Annotated in this window: 17 protein-coding genes; 11 read left to right on the forward strand and 6 right to left on the reverse strand. The window is 74.6% G+C overall.

Annotated elements, in window-relative coordinates; translation table 11 throughout:
• Positions 1-174 precede the first annotated feature (174 nt).
• The 4 genes from CAE01nite_RS14025 to CAE01nite_RS14040 are packed head-to-tail and all read left to right on the forward strand — an operon-like array spanning position 175 to position 3,884.
• Entirely contained in the window at positions 175-990 is an 816-nt protein-coding gene (locus CAE01nite_RS14025; RefSeq protein WP_146905818.1) for a glucose-1-phosphate cytidylyltransferase, read from the forward strand.
• 4 nt (positions 991-994) lie between these two features.
• Positions 995-2,023: an NAD-dependent epimerase/dehydratase family protein gene (locus CAE01nite_RS14030; protein ID WP_146905820.1), complete on the forward strand. Its 1,029-nt coding sequence runs from the start codon at positions 995-997 to the stop codon at positions 2,021-2,023.
• A complete protein-coding gene (gene rfbC / locus CAE01nite_RS14035) occupies positions 2,020-2,592 on the forward strand; it encodes a dTDP-4-dehydrorhamnose 3,5-epimerase (protein ID WP_146905822.1) in 573 nt (190 codons plus the stop codon). Before CAE01nite_RS14030 ends, rfbC begins: the two co-directional genes overlap by 4 nt.
• The gene (locus CAE01nite_RS14040; RefSeq protein ID WP_146905823.1) at positions 2,589-3,884 is read left to right on the forward strand and encodes an NAD(P)H-dependent oxidoreductase; all 1,296 of its coding nucleotides are present in this window, start codon (positions 2,589-2,591) and stop codon (positions 3,882-3,884) included. Before rfbC ends, CAE01nite_RS14040 begins: the two co-directional genes overlap by 4 nt.
• Positions 3,885-4,001: 117 nt before the next feature.
• On the opposite strand, the gene CAE01nite_RS14045 is transcribed toward CAE01nite_RS14040, so the two are convergent.
• Positions 4,002-6,050 (reverse strand): acyl-CoA dehydrogenase family protein, encoded by a 2,049-nt coding sequence (locus CAE01nite_RS14045; protein WP_146905825.1) that lies wholly within the window; start codon positions 6,048-6,050, stop codon positions 4,002-4,004.
• 89 nt (positions 6,051-6,139) lie between these two features.
• Positions 6,140-6,865 (reverse strand): TetR/AcrR family transcriptional regulator, encoded by a 726-nt coding sequence (locus tag CAE01nite_RS14050; protein WP_246131221.1) that lies wholly within the window; start codon positions 6,863-6,865, stop codon positions 6,140-6,142.
• A 124-nt stretch (positions 6,866-6,989) separates the two neighbouring features.
• On the opposite strand from CAE01nite_RS14050, the gene CAE01nite_RS14055 reads away from it, so the two are divergent.
• The 4 genes from CAE01nite_RS14055 (at position 6,990) to CAE01nite_RS14070 (ending at position 11,470) form a co-directional block, all read left to right on the forward strand.
• Positions 6,990-8,336: an acetyl-CoA C-acetyltransferase gene (locus CAE01nite_RS14055; RefSeq protein ID WP_146905829.1), complete on the forward strand. Its 1,347-nt coding sequence runs from the start codon at positions 6,990-6,992 to the stop codon at positions 8,334-8,336.
• Entirely contained in the window at positions 8,333-9,697 is a 1,365-nt protein-coding gene (locus CAE01nite_RS14060; RefSeq protein WP_146905831.1) for a 3-oxoacyl-ACP reductase, read from the forward strand. The genes CAE01nite_RS14055 and CAE01nite_RS14060 overlap by 4 nt, the downstream gene beginning before the upstream one ends.
• Positions 9,694-10,680, forward strand: coding sequence for a MaoC/PaaZ C-terminal domain-containing protein (locus CAE01nite_RS14065; RefSeq protein WP_146905833.1), 987 nt, complete (start codon positions 9,694-9,696; stop codon positions 10,678-10,680). The genes CAE01nite_RS14060 and CAE01nite_RS14065 overlap by 4 nt, the downstream gene beginning before the upstream one ends.
• Positions 10,681-10,831: 151 nt before the next feature.
• Positions 10,832-11,470, forward strand: a complete 639-nt coding sequence (locus CAE01nite_RS14070; RefSeq protein ID WP_146905836.1) for a pentapeptide repeat-containing protein — start codon at positions 10,832-10,834, stop codon at positions 11,468-11,470.
• A gap of 18 nt (positions 11,471-11,488) precedes the next feature.
• On the opposite strand, the gene CAE01nite_RS14075 is transcribed toward CAE01nite_RS14070, so the two are convergent.
• From CAE01nite_RS14075 to purS, 3 genes are read right to left on the reverse strand one after another with little or no spacing between them, the layout of a single operon-like run.
• The gene (locus CAE01nite_RS14075; protein WP_222595936.1) at positions 11,489-11,995 is read right to left on the reverse strand and encodes a GNAT family N-acetyltransferase; all 507 of its coding nucleotides are present in this window, start codon (positions 11,993-11,995) and stop codon (positions 11,489-11,491) included.
• Positions 11,996-12,002: 7 nt separating this feature from the next.
• The gene (gene purQ, locus CAE01nite_RS14080; protein WP_186816594.1) at positions 12,003-12,695 is read right to left on the reverse strand and encodes a phosphoribosylformylglycinamidine synthase subunit PurQ; all 693 of its coding nucleotides are present in this window, start codon (positions 12,693-12,695) and stop codon (positions 12,003-12,005) included.
• Entirely contained in the window at positions 12,695-12,985 is a 291-nt protein-coding gene (gene purS / locus CAE01nite_RS14085; RefSeq protein ID WP_146905839.1) for a phosphoribosylformylglycinamidine synthase subunit PurS, read from the reverse strand. The genes purQ and purS overlap by 1 nt, the downstream gene beginning before the upstream one ends.
• Before the next feature lie 218 nt (positions 12,986-13,203).
• Here purS and CAE01nite_RS18230 point away from each other — a divergent pair, with 218 nt between their 5' ends.
• Both CAE01nite_RS18230 and CAE01nite_RS18235 read left to right on the forward strand, forming a co-directional pair.
• A complete protein-coding gene (locus CAE01nite_RS18230) occupies positions 13,204-13,491 on the forward strand; it encodes a hypothetical protein (protein ID WP_186816595.1) in 288 nt (95 codons plus the stop codon).
• Positions 13,488-14,006 (forward strand): GAF domain-containing protein, encoded by a 519-nt coding sequence (locus CAE01nite_RS18235; protein WP_186816596.1) that lies wholly within the window; start codon positions 13,488-13,490, stop codon positions 14,004-14,006. The genes CAE01nite_RS18230 and CAE01nite_RS18235 overlap by 4 nt, the downstream gene beginning before the upstream one ends.
• 88 nt (positions 14,007-14,094) lie before the next feature.
• On the opposite strand, the gene CAE01nite_RS14095 is transcribed toward CAE01nite_RS18235, so the two are convergent.
• Positions 14,095-15,198 carry a zinc-dependent alcohol dehydrogenase family protein gene (locus tag CAE01nite_RS14095; protein ID WP_146905854.1) on the reverse strand — a complete coding sequence of 368 codons (1,104 nt, stop codon included), beginning with the start codon at positions 15,196-15,198 and terminating at the stop codon, positions 14,095-14,097.
• 379 nt (positions 15,199-15,577) lie between these two features.
• Between CAE01nite_RS14095 and CAE01nite_RS18370 the strand changes: the two genes are divergently transcribed.
• Positions 15,578-15,758, forward strand: a 181-nt coding sequence (locus CAE01nite_RS18370) for a hypothetical protein (protein WP_222595937.1), incomplete at its 3' end; no start/stop codon positions are given.

The following is a 15,758-nucleotide window of genomic DNA, read 5'->3' on the forward strand; positions in this document are numbered from 1 at the left end:
CCGACGGGCCGGCCGCGAGCCGCCCCACGCTCGCCCACGAACGCGGGTGAAATCGGCCCGCGATCGGGTGAGGAGCCCGTCCGGGATGCACCACCGCGTTCCGTTGCTGCGACCCTGGGACGTCGGCCCGCCGTCGCGTCGACTCCCCCCTCTTCTCACTTCCGAGGACGAACCATGCCCCCCGCCATCTCCCCGAGCGACATCCCCGTGGTCATCCTGTGCGGCGGGATGGGTACCCGCCTGCGCGAGGCCAGCGAGAGCCTGCCCAAGCCCCTGGTCGACATCGGCGGCCGCCCGATCCTGTGGCACATCATGAAGACGTACGAGGCGCACGGGTTCCGCCGGTTCGTCCTGGCGCTGGGGTACAAGTCCGAGCTCATCAAGCAGTACTTCCTGGACTACCGGCACCTGACCTCCGACTTCACGCTCCGCCTCGGTGGCGACCACGAGCCGGAGTTCCACAACACCGCCGGCGACGTCGACTGGGAGATCACCTTCGTCGAGACCGGCCTCACCACCGGGACCGCCGCCCGTCTGCGACGCGTCGCGCAGCACCTGGACGCGCCGCGCTTCGCGCTGACCTACGGGGACGGCATCGGTGACGTCGACGTCACCTCGCTGCTCGAGCACCACCAGGAGGCGAACCTCATGGGGACCCTGACCGGCGTGCACCCCAGCAGCCGGTACGGCGAGATGCACGTCGAGGGCACCACGGTGGTCGAGTTCAACGAGAAGCCGACCCTGGCCGACGGCTGGGTCAACGGCGGCTTCTTCCTCTTCGAGCGCGAGTTCGTGGAGAAGTACGTGCCGGACGAGGCGCCCGAGATGATGCTCGAGGCCGCGCCGCTGCAGCAGCTCGCGCGCGACCGGCAGCTGTCGGTCTACGAGCACGAGGGCTTCTGGATGGGCATGGACACCTTCCGCGACTGGACCGAGCTCAACACGCTGTGGGACGCCGGAGTGGCGCCCTGGAAGACCTGGGAGGACTGACGCGGTGCGCGTACTCGTCACCGGCACCGAGGGGTACCTCGGATCGCTGCTCGCCCCGACCCTGCTGACCGAGGGCCACGACGTCCTCGGCGTGGACACGGGCTTCTACAAGCAGGGCTGGCTGTACAACGGCTCGCCCCGCACCCCCGAGACCCTGGTCCGGGACATCCGGCACCTCGAGGTCGGCGACCTGGAGGGCGTCGACGCCGTGGTCCACATGGCCGAGCTGAGCAACGACCCCATCGGGGACCTCATCGGCGACGTCACCTACGACATCAACCACCACGGGTCCGTCCGGCTCGCCCACTTGGCCAAGCAGGCAGGTGTGAGCCGGTTCGTCTACATGTCGTCGTGCAGCGTCTACGGCGTCGCCGACGGCACGGTCGACGAGACGGCGCCGACGAACCCGCAGACGGCGTACGCCCGGTGCAAGGCGCTCGTCGAGCGGGACGTCACCCCGATGGCCGACGACACCTTCTCCCCGACCTTCCTGCGGAACGCGACCGCCTTCGGCGCCTCGCCCCGCATGCGCTTCGACATCGTTCTCAACAACCTCGCCGGGCTCGCCTGGACCGAGGGCAGGATCGCGATGACCAGCGACGGCACGCCGTGGCGTCCTCTCGTGCACGGCCTGGACATCGCCCGCGCGATCCGCATGGTGCTGGCCGCGCCGCGCGAGGACGTCCACGCCCAGGTGCTCAACGTGGGCAGCGAGGAGCAGAACTACACCGTCCGGCAGATCGCCGAGATCGTCGCCGGGGAGTTCCCCGGCTGCGAGGTCTCCTTCGGCGACCCGAGCGCCGACAACCGCAGCTACCGCGTCGCGTTCGACAAGATCCGGTCGGTCCTGCCCGGCTACGCCTGCGAGTGGGACGCCCAGAAGGGCGCCGCCCAGCTGCGCCGGGTGTTCGAGGACATCGACCTCGACGCCGCCACGTTCACCGGCCGCGGGCACACCCGGCTCAAGCAGATCGAGCACCTGATCCGGACGGGTCAGGTCGACGAGCAGCTCTTCTGGAAGGTCGCCGCATGAAGTTCACCCCCACCGCCGTCGAGGGCGCCTGGATCATCGACCTCGAGCCCCACGGCGACGACCGGGGCATGTTCGCCCGGACCTTCGACGTCGACGAGTTCGCCGCGCACGGGATCGACGTCGGTGTCGTGCAGGCGAACCTGTCGGCCAACGTCCGCGCCGGCACCGTCCGCGGCCTGCACCGCCAGGTGCCCCCGCACGCCGAGGGCAAGCTGGTGCGCTGCATCGCCGGGGCGATCGTCGACGTCGCCGCGGACGTGCGGCCGGGCTCCCCGACGTACGGGCGCCACGTCATGGTCGAGCTGTCCGCGGCCAACAGGCGCGCGCTGTGGGTGCCGCCGTACGTGGCGCACGGCTACCAGACCCTCGTCGACGACACCGAGGTGACCTACCAGGTCAGCGGTCCCTACGCGCCGGGCGGCGAGGAGGGGTACCGCTACGACGACCCCGACCTCGCGATCGCGTGGCCGCTGGAGGTCGCCACGATCTCGGCCAAGGACGCCGCCTGGCCGACGCTCGCCGAGCGCGCGGCCGACCGCGACCGCACCTGCGAGCAGGTGGCCCGATGATCCTCGTCGACGCCGCTCTGGCGGCCCGCCGGCGGGACGGTCGTCCGGTCCGCGTCGCGATGGTCGGCGCCGGGTTCATGGGCCGGGGCCTGGTGAACCAGATCGTCAACTCCGTGCCCGGCATGGAGCTCGTCGCCATCGCCGCACGCCGGCCCGAGCAGGGCGTGCGCGCCTTCGACGAGGCCGGTGCGTCCGGCGCCGTCCTCGCCGACGACCGTGCCGCGGTCGAGCGCGCCATCCGCGCCGGCACCCCCGTGGTCAGCCCCGACTTCCGGGCCGTGGTGTCGGCCGACGGCGTGGACGTCGTGGTCGACGTCACCGGCGCGGTGGAGCTCGGTGCGCACGTCGCGCTCGAGGCCTTCGAGCACGGCAAGCACCTCGTCCTGCTCAACGCCGAGGTCGACGCGACCGTCGGGCCGGAGCTGGCGCGCCGCGCCGACGCGGCCGGTGTCGTCTACACCGGCGCCGACGGCGACCAGCCGGGCGTTCAGATGAACCTGGTGCGGTTCGTCCGTGGGCTCGGCCTGACGCCGCTGGTGGCGGGCAACATCAAGGGCCTGCAGGACCCGTACCGCAACCCCACCACGCAGGAGGGCTTCGCCCGCCGGTGGGGTCAGGACCCGCACATGGTCACGAGCTTCGCCGACGGCACGAAGATCAGCATCGAGCAGGCCATCGTGGCGAACGCGACCGGGATGAGCGTGCACCGCCGGGGCATGCTCGGACGTGACCACCGCGAGCACATCGACACCCTCACCGCCCACTACGACGTCGACGAGCTCCGCGCCCTGGGGGGTGCGGTCGACTACGTGGTCGGGGCGCAGCCGGGGCCGGGCGTGTACGTCTTCGCGACGCACGACGACCCGAGGCAGCAGCACTACCTCGAGCTGTACAAGCTGGGGACCGGCCCGCTCTACAGCTTCTACACGCCGTACCACCTGTGCCACTTCGAGGTGCCGACGACCATCGCGCGCGCGGCGCTCTTCGGCGACGCGACCATCAAGCCGCTCGGGCCGCGTCCCGCCGTCGAGGTCGTCACCCTCGCGAAGACGGCGCTGACGGCCGGCACCGTGCTCGACGGTCTGGGCGGGTACCACTACTACGGCGAGGCCGAGCGGGCGGACGTGACCGCGTCCGAGCGGCTGCTGCCGGTCGGCGTCGCGGAGGGCGCACGGCTGCGACGCGACCTGCCGCAGGACGCGGTGCTCACCTACGACGACGTCGAGCTGCCCACGGGGCGGCTGGTCGACGAGCTGCGCACGGCGCAGGCCGCGCACCCGCTGCCGGTCTGACCTGCGCCGCACGGCGGCACTGCAGGCGCTCAGCAGCCGCGCAGCAGGCGCACAGCAGGCGAGAAGGGCCCCGGGCGTCCGCCCGGGGCCCTTCTCGGTGCTCGGTGCCGACCCGCCCTAGCTGGAGCGGACGGCCTTCTCCGGCACCGGCTCGGTCCCGGAGGCGCGCAGCCGCCGGTAGTGCTCCCGGGCCTCGCGCTGGCGCTCGCCCTCCGCACCGGACGCGATCGCGGCCCGCACGTGCTCCGGGCCGTACCCGAAGGCGTCCACCAGGTCCTGGGCGTGCGGGCGCAGGCGCACCAGCAGCCGGTCGATGTACGAGGTCACGGTGCGCGCCCGCCCGGCGGAGAGCCGGCCGTTGATCAGGTACCAGGCCAGGTTGCGCTCGACGACGGTGAGCCCGAACAGGTCCCGCAGCCACGTCAGCACCTGTCGCGTGCTGGGGTCCTGCACCTTCGCCAGCCCGGCGGTGAACGCCTCCCACTGCAGCAGGTCGGCGTGCGCGCGGGCGCACTCGATGAGGGCGTGCTGGTTCTCGTCGAACAGCCGGCTGGCCTCCGCCCGGGACGCCTTGGCCGCCGGCCGCAGGGCCGCGGCCACCTCGGCGACCATCGTCTCCACCCGGTCGGTGAGCAGCTCGCGCTGGGTCTCGGTGTCGCGCAGCTGGCCGGCCGACCGGCGCCGGTCGCCGCCGTCCGCCAGGGTCTGCACGACCCGCACGAGCGGCGTGCGGTACATCGCGGCGTCCGCGGCCCGACCCGCGACGTACCGGGCGACCCCGCCGGCGTCGATGTCCTTGAACTCCCGCGAGTGGTCCGCGAGCAGCCGCTTGGCGACCAGCTGCAGCAGGACGGTGTTGTCCCCCTCGAAGGTGACGTAGACGTCGAGGTCGGCACGCAGCGAGACGAGCCGGTTCTCGGTGAGGAAGCCCGCTCCGCCGCAGGCCTCGCGGGCCGTCTGCAGCGTGCTCAGCGCGTGCCACGTCGAGGCCGGCTTGAGCGCGGCGGCGATCGTCTCCAGGTCCTGGCGGTCCTCGTCCGTGTCCGCCGTCCCGGAGAAGACCGCGTGGAACGTCTCCAGCAGCCGCTCGTGCGCAAACGCCTGGGCGTACGTCTGGGCGAGCAGCGGCAGGAGGCGGCGCCGGTGCTCGGCGTGGTCGAGCAGCACGACCTCCTCGGTCGGCGACCCGCCGGCGAACTGGCGGCGCTGGTTCGCGTACGTGACCGCGATGATGAGGGCGAGCTTGCTGGTGTTGACGGCGGCGCCGTCCAGGGACACCCGGCCCTGCACGAGCGTGCTGAGCATGGTGAAGAACCGCCGGCCAGGACTGGTGATCGGCGAGGAGTAGGTCCCGTCCTCGGCGACCCGGCCGTACCGGTCCAGCAGGTCGGCGCGCGGGACGCGCACGTGGTCGAAGTGCAGCCGCCCGTTGTCGATGCCGTTGAGCCCGCCCTTGAGACCGTCGTCCTCGCCGCCGATGCCGGGCAGGAAGCCCCCCGTCGCCGGGTCGCGCAGCGGCACGTAGAACGCGTGGACGCCGTGGTTCACCCCGCGGGTGACCAGCTGGGCGAACACGACGGCCGCGGTGCCGTGCACGGCCGCGTTGCCGAGGTAGTCCTTCCAGGCCCCGCGGAACGGCGTGTGCAGGACGAACTCGCGGGTCTCGGGGTCGTACGTCGCCGTGGTGCCGATGCTCGCGACGTCGGAGCCGTGGCCGGTCTCGGTCATGGCGAAGACGCCGGGCACGTCGACGGACATGGCACCGGGCAGCAGGCGCGCGTGGTGGTCCGCCGTGCCCAGGTGCAGGATCGCGGAGGCGAACAGCCCCCACTGCACGCCCGCCTTGATCTGCAGGGAGGGGTCGGCGACGATCGTCTCCTCGAAGCGCGCGAGGCTGCCGCCGTGGTCGTCCGCGCCGCCGAGTGCCGGCGGGAACGCGCGCAGCACGTCACCCTCGCGCGCCAGGATCCGCAGCTGCGCCAGGACGGTCTCGCGGTGCTGCGCCATGGTCTGGCCCTCGACGCGGTGCAGCCGCGGGTCGGTGAGGAACGCCCGGGCGGTGCGCCGGATGTCCGCCCACCGGCCGAGGAGCACCTCCTCCAGTCCCCGGACGTCGACCACCGGGTTCTCGGCGGTCGGACGGGTGCGTTCGGTGGTGGTGCTCATCGGGACTCCTGTGTCACGGGGGCGGTGTCGGTGGCGGCTGGTCGGGTCACTGCTGGTCGGGTCACTGCTGTCGGGTCACGGCCGGCGGGTCACGGTCGGCCGGGGGCGTCCGGACGGCGGTCGCGCGAGCGGGCGAGCACGGCGACCGGCCCGCCCCACAGCCACGCCGCGACCTGGTCGGTCAGGGCGACGCGGTCCAGCGCCTCGGGCGTGCCCTGGCTGCGCAGCCACCGCTCCCCCGCACCGCTGACGAACCCGACCGCCCCGGCGGCCCAGGTCGCCGCGAGTGCGCGGGCCTCGTGCTCCGGCGCGGAGCCCGCCTCGGTCAGCTCGCGGGCGAACGGGGCGGCGACCAGCCCGGTCACGGCGTCGAGGAAGTGGCCGAGCGGGGAGCCGGCGTCCAGCGAGCCGCGGGTCACGAAGAAGTACACGTTCGGCGACGACTCGATCATCTCCAGGTAGACCCCGACCATCGCGCGCAGCCCTGCGCGCGGGGTGGACGCCGCGTGCAGCGCCCCCTCGAGCGCCTGCTGGATCTGCACGACGACGGCCTCGGCGACCGCGCGCTGCAGGCCGGTCTTGTCGGTGAAGTAGCGGTAGACGATCGACTTCGACGTCCCGGCGGCCCCGGCGATCTCCTCCATGGACACGTCCGGTCCGCGATGGTGCACGCACCGCCGGGCGACGTGCACGAGCTCGGCGCGACGGGCCTCGCGGTGGTCGGCCCACCGGGACGAGCGCCCGTCCGGCGCGTCCGCCGCGACGTCGGGCGACGGGGCCGGGGACGGCGACGACGCGGGGGTGACATGGCTCACGAGACCGACGGTATCAGGTACTGTCAGTGCCAGACACTGCCTGTCACCGGCCCGCGCCTGCGTCGGGCCGCACCCGCACCCACCACCGACCTCCACCCTCGACGACGACGCGAGAGGACCCGCCATGACGGCACTCCCGAGCACCACTGCGCAGTCCGGCCTGCCGACCGACCCCCCGACGCCGGACGGCCCCCGCCGCGCCGTCGTCGTCGGTGGCAACCGGATCCCGTTCGCGCGGGCCGGCGGCCCGTACGTGCGCTCGAGCAACCAGGACATGCTGACCGCCGCGCTCGACGGGCTGGTCGCCCGGTTCGGGCTCGCCGGCGAGCAGATCGGGGAGGTGGCCGCGGGCGCCGTCCTGAAGCACTCCAAGGACTTCAACCTCACCCGCGAGGCCGTCCTGGGCTCCGCGCTGGCGTCCGGGACGCCCGCGTACGACGTGCAGATGGCCTGTGCGACCGGGATGGAGACGGTCGTCGGGCTGGCCAACAAGATCCGCCTGGGTCAGATCGACTCCGCCGTCGCAGGCGGCGTCGACTCGACGTCCGACGCGCCGATCGCGGTGAGCGACCCGCTGCGTCGCGCGCTCCTGGACCTGTCCCGCGCGAAGAGCACGCAGGCCAGGCTGGCGGCGCTCGCGCGGGTCCGGCCCGGCCACCTCGCACCCGCGGCGCCGACGACCGCCGAGCCGCGGACCGGGCTGTCGATGGGCGAGCACCAGGCGCTGACCACGGCGGCCTGGGGGATCACCCGCGAGGCGCAGGACGAGCTCGCCGCCGCCAGCCACCACCGGCTGGCCGCCGCCTACGAGCGCGGCTTCTTCGACGACCTCATGACGCCCTACCGGGGCCTGACCCGGGACGCGAACCTGCGCACCGACACCTCGGTGGAGAAGCTCGCCACGCTCAAGCCGGTGTTCGGCAAGGGCCTGGACACCCCGGCGACCATGACCGCGGGCAACTCCACGCCGCTGTCGGACGGCGCCTCGACCGTCCTGCTCGCCAGCGACGCGTGGGCCGCCGAGCGGGGGCTGCCCGTGCTCGCCTCCGTCGTGGACGCGCAGGCCGCCGCGGTGGACTTCCTGCACGGCCGAGAGGGCCTGCTCATGGCCGGGGCGTACGCGGTCCCGCGGCTGCTCGCGCGCAACGGCCTGACGCTGCAGGACTTCGACCTCTACGAGATCCACGAGGCGTTCGCCGCGACCGTCCTGTCGAACCTGGCCGCCTGGGACGACGAGAGGTTCTGCACCGAGCGGCTCGGGCTCGACAAGCCCCTGGGGACGATCGACCGGTCGCGCCTCAACGTCGTGGGGTCCTCCGTCGCCGCCGGCCACCCGTTCGCCGCCACCGGCGGCCGCATCGTCGCCACGCTCGCCAAGCTGCTCGCGGAGAAGGGCCCCGGCAGTCGTGGGCTCGTCTCCGTCTGCGCGGCGGGCGGCCAGGGCGTCGCCATGATCCTGGAGGCAGCGTGACCGACACGTACCTGACCCTGGTCAACACCGGGGTCACCAAGACGATCGCGAAGCGGCTCGGCCTGCCCCGGCCCGTGCCGCTGCGCCGGCACCGTCCCGGGCAGCCGCTCACCGGCGGGCCGGTGCTCGTCCTGCACGACGACGCCTCGGCGCGCGACGCCGACGTCGTCGCCGGACAGCTCGTCGGCTGGGACCTCGACGTGCGCCGGCACGCCGCGTCGGCGGAGCGCTACGGCGCCGTCGTGCTGGTGCTGACCGGCGCCGCGCACCCCGAGGACCTCTCGGCGCCGGTGCTCGCGGCGGCCGGCACGCTGCGGTCCCTCGAATCCGCGGGGCGCGTCGTGACGCTGTCCCGTCCGGCCACCGCGGACGACGGCCCCGCCGTCGCCGCGGCCCGGCAGGGCGTGGACGGGCTGCTGCGCTCGCTGGCCAAGGAGCTGCGAGCGGGCGCGACCGGCAACGGCGTCGTGGTCGCGGACGGCGTGCCGGTGGATGCCCCGTCCGTGCTCGGCGCGCTGCGGTTCTTCCTGTCGACCCGGTCGGCCTTCGTCGACGGGCAGCCGCTCGCGGTGGACTCGGCCGGCGGCGCGCTGCCCGGCGACTGGGACCGGCCGCTGGCCGGACGCGTCGCGGTGGTGACCGGTGCCGCACGCGGGATCGGCGCGGCGATCGCGGCGACGCTCGCCCGGGACGGCGCGACGGTGGTGGCCGTCGACGTCCCGGCCGCCGGGGAGCAGCTGGCCCGGGTCGCGAACTCCGTGCACGGGTCCGCGCTGCAGCTCGACATCACGGCCCCGGACGCCGGGGAGCGGATCCTCGCGCACACGCTGAGCCGGCACGGACGCCTGGACGTCGTCGTGCACAACGCGGGGATCACGCGGGACAGGCTGCTGGCCAACATGGAGCCCGACCGCTGGGACTCCGTGCTCGCCGTGAACATCGCCGCGCAGCTGCGGATCGACGAGGCCCTCCTCGCCGCCCGCGGCACCCGGGACGGCGTGCTCGCCGACGCGCCGCGCATCGTCTCGCTCGCCTCCACCAGCGGCATCGCCGGCAACCGCGGCCAGACGAACTACGCCGCGTCCAAGGGCGGCGTCATCGGCATGGTCCGTGCCACGGCACCCCTGCTGGCCGACGCCGGCGGCACCGCGAACGCGGTCGCCCCGGGCTTCGTCGAGACCGAGATGACCGCCCGGATCCCCGCGCTGACCCGCCAGGTGGCGCGGCGGCTGAACTCGCTGCAGCAGGGCGGCCAGCCGGTGGACGTCGCCGAGGCGGTCGCGTTCCTCGCCTCGCCGCAGGCCGGCGGCATCCTCGGGCGGACCCTGCGGGTCTGTGGGCAGAACCTGGTGGGCGCATGACGTCCGGGGTGGACGGGGCCGACGGCGCGGACGTCCCGGCGCCGGACGACCCCGCCACGCTCCGGACCGACGTCGAGCTCCCCGGGGTCCCGGGCCTGGGTGGTCTGTACGCGCGCGGGGTCGCCGCGTCGGCGCGTCTCGCCGCGCTGTCCCGGCTGGGCCGGGCGTCGGACCGGCTGCCGGGGGTCGCGTACGTGGTGCGCGGCGTGCGGGCGGACCCGGACCGGCTGACCGCCTACCAGCACCTGCTCGGCGAGCCGGCCTCGGACGCCCTGCCCGCGGGGTACGTGCACGTCCTGGCGTTCCCGGTGGCCACCGCGCTGATGGTCCGCGACGACTTCCCGCTCCCGCTCGCCGGCATGGTCCACCTGGCCAACCGGGTCCAGCAGCACCGGGCGCCCGTGCTCGGGGAGCCGCTGGACGTCCGGGCGCACGCCCAGGACCTGCGCCGGCACCGCTCCGGGGCACAGGTGGACCTGGTCACCGAGGTCCGGTCCGGCGGCGACGTCGTCTGGCGCGGGGTCTCGACGTACCTGGCGAAGGGCGTCCGGCTGCCGGCCGGCCGGTCCGGCGCCGAGACCCCCGACGCAGGGTCCGGCGGCGGACGCCGCGGCGGACGCCCGGAGTTCGTGCCGCCGGTGCCCACCGGGCAGTGGTCGCTCGGCGCCGACGCCGGGCGCCGGTACGCGGCCGTCTCGGGCGACCGCAACCCCATCCACCTGTCCCGGGTCACGGCCCGGGCGATGGGCTTCCCACGGGCGATCGCGCACGGAATGCTCACGGCGTCCCGGGCGCTGGCCGATGTGGGTCGTGCCCGCGGTGACGCGTTCGCGTGGACGGTCGAGTTCGCCAAGCCGGTGCTGCTGCCGGCCCGGGTCACCGTCCGGGTCGCGCCGGACCTGGCCGGCGGCGGGTACGCGTACACGGGCTGGGACGGCCGGTGCGGCGCGCTGCACCTGCACGGGACGGTCGTCCCGCGCTGAGGTGGTCCCGCGGAGGTCGTGATCCGTGTCGGCGTGCACCCCCTGGTACGCCGGCACGGTTCGGGATCTCCGCGGGACGGGCGCGGCCGCGGCGCGCGCCGGCCGTCCGCCGGCCGCTCGCGTGTGCCCGCGGCCTGGCAGGGTGGGCCGCGTGAGGTCCTCCATCGGTGACGTGCGCCTGCCCGACCTCGAGCCCTTCGACGGCGACCTCGAGGACGACGCCGTGCTGGACGGCGTCGAGCTGCGCGGCCGGGACCTGACCGGGAGCAGCGCCACCGACGCGCGCTTCCTCGAGACCGCCGTCGTCGACTGCGTGCTCGACGACGTGGCCCTCGACCACGCCCGGTTCGCCGACTGCGTGCTGCGCGACGTCCGGTCCCACACGCTCCGGGCGGTCGGCTCGACCTGGCGGGACGTGGCGCTGTCCGGCTGCCGCCTCGGTGCGGTGCAGCTGTCCGGCGCCGAGCTGCAGCGGGTACGGGTCACCGGCGGCAAGGTGGACTACCTCAACCTGCGCGAGGCACGCCTGACCGACGTCGTCCTGGACGGGTGCGTGATCGGCGAGCTGGACCTCGTCGCCGCGAGCGCGACGCGGGTCACCCTGCTCGACTGCCGCGTCGACCGGCTGGACGTCACCCGCGCGACCCTGGACGCGGTGGACCTGCGCGGCGCGGACCTGTCCGGCCTCGACGGGCTCGCCCACCTGCGCGGCGCGGTGATCAGCGGCGACCAGCTGCTCGGGCTGGCTCCCCTGCTGGCCGCGCACCTGGGCCTGCGGGTCGTGGGCTGACGCGCCGGCCCGGCCCGGTCAGGCCGTGAGGTCCTTGGCGAAGCACAGGGACAGCGGCGAGTGGACGTACCCGCCGTACGGGGCGATCGGCACGTAGCCGGACCGCTCGTACAGCGCGATGGCCGCGGTCTGCAGGGTGCCGGTCTCCAGCACGACCCGGTTTAGCCCCTGCTCCCGCGCCCGGTCCTCGAGCTCGCCCAGGACGAGCCGGGACAGGCCGCGGCCGCGCCACTCGCGGCGGACGAACATGCGCTTGACCTCGCCGGTGCCCGGGCCCGGCTCGCCGTCGCCCCAGGACCCGGGGCTCAGGCGGCGCAGCGCCCCGCACGCGACCGGGACGCCGTCCGCCCGCAGGACGACCATGGCCGTGATCGACGCGGTGTCCCGCAGCGGGACCGGCTCGTCGTCGTCCTGGTAGAGCTCACGCATCTCGGCCTGCTGCATGTCGCGCAGCACGGCCGCGTCGGGGTGGTCCCAGCCGACGACGTCCAGCGTCGGCCCGGCCACCGCGCCGAGGTCCGCCACGGTCCGCTCAGCCGACCATCGTCTGCAGCACGGACGTGAACAGCGTGAGCCCGTCCGTGCCGCGGCGCGGGCCCTGGGCGCTGTCCGGACCGTAGCCCGCCTCGACGGCGTGCTCGGGGTGCGGCATGAGCCCGACGACGTTGCCCGCCTCGTTCGAGATCCCGGCGATGCGGCGGCGCGAGCCGTTGGGGTCGTGGCCCTCGTAGCGGAACACCACCCGGCCCTCGCCCTCCAGCTCGTCCAGCGTGTGCTCGTCGGCGACGAACTGGCCGTCCTGGTTCTTCAGCGGGATGGTGATCCGCTGGCCGGGCGTGAACCCGCGCGTCCACGCCGTGTCGACGTTCTCGACGGTGAGCTCCTGCTCGCGGCAGACGAACGTCCGCGTCTCGTTCTTGATCATGGACCCGGGCAGCAGGTGCGCCTCGGTGAGGATCTGGAAGCCGTTGCAGATGCCGAGCACCGGCAGCCCGCCCTTCGCGGCGTCGACGACCGGTGCCATGACGGGCGCGAACCGGGCGATCGCGCCGGCGCGCAGGTAGTCGCCGTAGGAGAAGCCGCCCGGCAGCACGACGGCGTCGACGTCGTGCAGGTCCGCGTCGGCGTGCCACAGCGCGACCGGCTCACCCCCGGCGAGCCGGACGGCGCGTGCGGCGTCCCGGTCGTCCAGCGTGCCGGGGAAGGTGACGACCCCGACGCGCATCAGGCCAGGGTCCCGGTCGAGGTGACCGTGGCGGCGGCGTCGGCCTCGATGTCCGCGACGCGGACGACGTCCTCGATGACCGGGTTGGACAGCACGGTGGCGGCGGCCTGCGCGGCGGCCTCGAGGACCTCGGGGGTGACGTCGCCCTCGACCTCGAGCTCGAACCGCTTGCCCTGCCGGACGCTCGTGAACTGGCCGAAGCCCAGGCGGGGCAGCGCGCCGGCGACGGCCTTGCCCTGCGGGTCGAGGATCTCGGGCTTGGGCATCACTTCGACGACGACACGTCCCATGGGGGCACTCCTGGGGGTGGGGGGAGGACCTCAGGATACCGACCCGACGACGGTGACCGGCCGGGCGTCCGCACGCGTCGGCGGCGGCTGCGGGCGGGTGGGCCGTCACCCGTGCGGACGCGGGTCCTCAACGTGGCGGTGGGCCGGGCGATGGGTGGCACGAGCACGCCGGGCCGAGCAGGTCCGGCCATCACCGATGCACCCCGAGGAGCCGCCCGATGACGAGCTACGTCACGCCGAGCCTGACCGTCGAGGCTCCCCGGGTCGCGGACTTCCGGGACGCGGTGCGCCGCGCGTCCGGCGCCGACTTCGAGGTGACCTGGCGACGCGTGTGCAGCGACGCGGGCGTCCCACCGGGCGCGGCGACCATGAGCCTGGACCAGCTCGCGGCCCTGGCCGACGCCGTCACGAACTCCGCGGGGGTGCTGGGCGTCATGGGTCGCTCCCTCGCCGTCCGCCTCACCACCCACCGCACCCTGGCTGCCCTGAAGGGACCCCGCTCATGACCGCCCTGACCACCGACCCCGTGACGTCCGTCGACCGGCTCGCCGAGATCGCCGCGCTGGACCTCTTCTCCCCGGCCGCGCAGACCGTGCTCGACCGCTTCGCCCGGCGGGCGGCGCAGCACCTGGGGCTGCCGGTCGGCCTGATCACGGTCGTCCTGGACGACGCCCAAGTCATGGCGGGAGCGCACGGCCTGGCGGGGTGGATGGCCCAGACCCGCGGCGTCCCGCTCGAGTGGTCGTTCTGCCGCACGCCCGTCGCGACCGGCAAGCGTCACGTCATCACGAACGCCGCCGTCGACGCCACGCAGCGTGACAACCCGCTGGTGACCCTGGAGGGCGTGCGCTGCTACGCCGGCAGCCCGTTGGTCACCTCGCGCGGTCAGGTCCTCGGCACGTGCTGCGTGCTGGGCAACGACCCGCGGGAGTTCACCGCGGACGAGCTCCGCTCGCTGGACCTCATGGCCGCCGAGGTCGTCGCCCAGCTGGAGGCGACCCGGGAGGACCCGCGGGGCTGAGCGGATCCGGGACGGCCGGGCGGGTCGCCGGCGGCCGGGCGGGCGGCCGGCGACCGGCGCCGGGTGGGCGCCGCCGAGGTCCGAGCGGTCACGGGACGACGACCGTCATCCCCGCCGCGGTCACCGGGCGACTCATCGCCGCCAGCGCGTCCGGCGCCTCGTCGAGCCCGATCGTGCGGCCGACCAGGCGGTCCGGCCGGAGCGCACCCGAGGCGATCCGGGCGAGCATCGCGGGGTACTCGTGCGCCGCCATGCCGTGGCTGCCGTAAACCTCCAGCTCCCACGCCACGACCCGGTCCATCGGCAGCGGTGGCCGGGCCGCCTCCGCGAGCAGCAGGCCGACCTGCACGTGCCGCCCCCGGCGGCGCAGGCCCAGCACCGACGCGACGGCGGTGGCCGGGCTGCCGAGCGCGTCGAGCGACACGTGCGCACCGCCGCCGGTGACCTGCGCGACACGGGCGGCGACCGCCGCGGGCCCGGGCGTGACGTCCGGCGGAGCGTCCGGTCCGGCGCCCGGCGCGGCGTCCGGCGCGAGGTCCTCCAGCGGGTCGAGGACCGCCTCGGCGCCGCACGCCAGGGCGGCGTCGCGTGCTGCGGCGGACGTGTCCAGCGCGACCACCCGCGCGCCCTCCGCGACGGCGACCATCACGGCCGAGAGCCCGACGCCTCCGCAGCCGTGCACCGCCACCCAGTCACCCGCGCGGGGGCGGCCGTGCACGGTGACCGCCCGGTACGCCGTGGCGAACCGGCAGCCGAGCGCGGCGGCGGTGACCGGGGACATGCCGTCCGGAAGCCGGACGAGGTTGACGTCGGCGTGGTCCAGGGCGACGTACTGCGCGAACGACCCGTCGTGCGTGAACCCCGGCTGGGTCTGCCGCTCGCACACCTGGTGCTCCCCGGCGAGGCAGGCCCCGCAGGCGCCGCACGCGCACACGAACGGCACGGTCACCACATCCCCCACGACCCACGCCCGCACGTCGCCGCCGACGGCCGCAACGGTCCCCGCCAGCTCGTGCCCGGGCACGTGCGGGAGGGTGATGCCGTCGTCGTGCCCCTGCCAGCCGTGCCAGTCGCTGCGGCACACCCCGGTGGCCTCGACCCGGACGACGACGCCGTCGGCCGGGCAGGCGGGGACCGGCACGTCCCGGACCTGGGGAGGCTGGCCGAACCGCTCGACGACGACGGCGCGCATGGTCGTCGGGAGGGTGGCGGGGGTGGCGGGTGTGCTCGGGGGCGTCACCGGGACAGGGTGCACCACCGGACGGCCCGGTCGCCGGACGGCGGAAGGGGGCGAGGGCGGGACGGGTCCGCGCAGACGGCTCCATATCCGGCGCCCACTCTCTCCCCGACGCCGGGGCCGCAGCCCGTCGCGCGACCGGGACCCGGCGCACGTCGGGTCTCGTAACGAACGCACCGACTCAGCCGGATGACGCCGCTGTCTCGGGCCCTCATTGAGCCATGTCGAGTGCGACCACAGCCCGAGCGGAAGCACGTTCGTCCACACAGCGAAAACCGCCCCTCAGACGTGTCAGTGGCACGTCCTAGCATTGATGGCAGAGGGTTTCGCCGTCATGATCCGGACGCCGAAGGAGGTGGTCGTCGTGGCCGACGATGTCCAGCCCGACGACGCCTCCCGGCGCTCCCGTGCCGTTGATCTCTCACGTCTGCCTGCGGGTCTCGCGACGGCACTGGCCGACCTCCGCGCAGCCATGGACACCGTCCGGTCGCTGACGGTGACCGCGACGGATCTCG

Origin of the sequence: Cellulomonas aerilata (genome assembly GCF_007991755.1) — a bacterium.
Classification (GTDB): Bacteria; Actinomycetota; Actinomycetes; order Actinomycetales; family Cellulomonadaceae; genus Pengzhenrongella; species Pengzhenrongella aerilata.

Excerpts from the sequence above, each read along its gene's own strand:
- CAE01nite_RS14095 (WP_146905854.1), bottom strand. The coding sequence starts at position 15,198 with ATGCGCGCCGTCGTCGTCGAGCGGTTCGGCCAGCCTCCCCAGGTCCGG.
- CAE01nite_RS14045 (WP_146905825.1), bottom strand. The coding sequence starts at position 6,050 with ATGAGCACCACCACCGAACGCACCCGTCCGACCGCCGAGAACCCGGTG.
- CAE01nite_RS14055 (WP_146905829.1), top strand. The coding sequence starts at position 6,990 with ATGACGGCACTCCCGAGCACCACTGCGCAGTCCGGCCTGCCGACCGAC.
- purS (WP_146905839.1), bottom strand. The coding sequence starts at position 12,985 with ATGGGACGTGTCGTCGTCGAAGTGATGCCCAAGCCCGAGATCCTCGAC.
- CAE01nite_RS14040 (WP_146905823.1), top strand. The coding sequence starts at position 2,589 with ATGATCCTCGTCGACGCCGCTCTGGCGGCCCGCCGGCGGGACGGTCGT.
- CAE01nite_RS18235 (WP_186816596.1), top strand. The coding sequence starts at position 13,488 with ATGACCGCCCTGACCACCGACCCCGTGACGTCCGTCGACCGGCTCGCC.
- CAE01nite_RS14025 (WP_146905818.1), top strand. The coding sequence starts at position 175 with ATGCCCCCCGCCATCTCCCCGAGCGACATCCCCGTGGTCATCCTGTGC.
- rfbC (WP_146905822.1), top strand. The coding sequence starts at position 2,020 with ATGAAGTTCACCCCCACCGCCGTCGAGGGCGCCTGGATCATCGACCTC.
- CAE01nite_RS18230 (WP_186816595.1), top strand. The coding sequence starts at position 13,204 with ATGACGAGCTACGTCACGCCGAGCCTGACCGTCGAGGCTCCCCGGGTC.
- purQ (WP_186816594.1), bottom strand. The coding sequence starts at position 12,695 with ATGCGCGTCGGGGTCGTCACCTTCCCCGGCACGCTGGACGACCGGGAC.
- CAE01nite_RS14065 (WP_146905833.1), top strand. The coding sequence starts at position 9,694 with ATGACGTCCGGGGTGGACGGGGCCGACGGCGCGGACGTCCCGGCGCCG.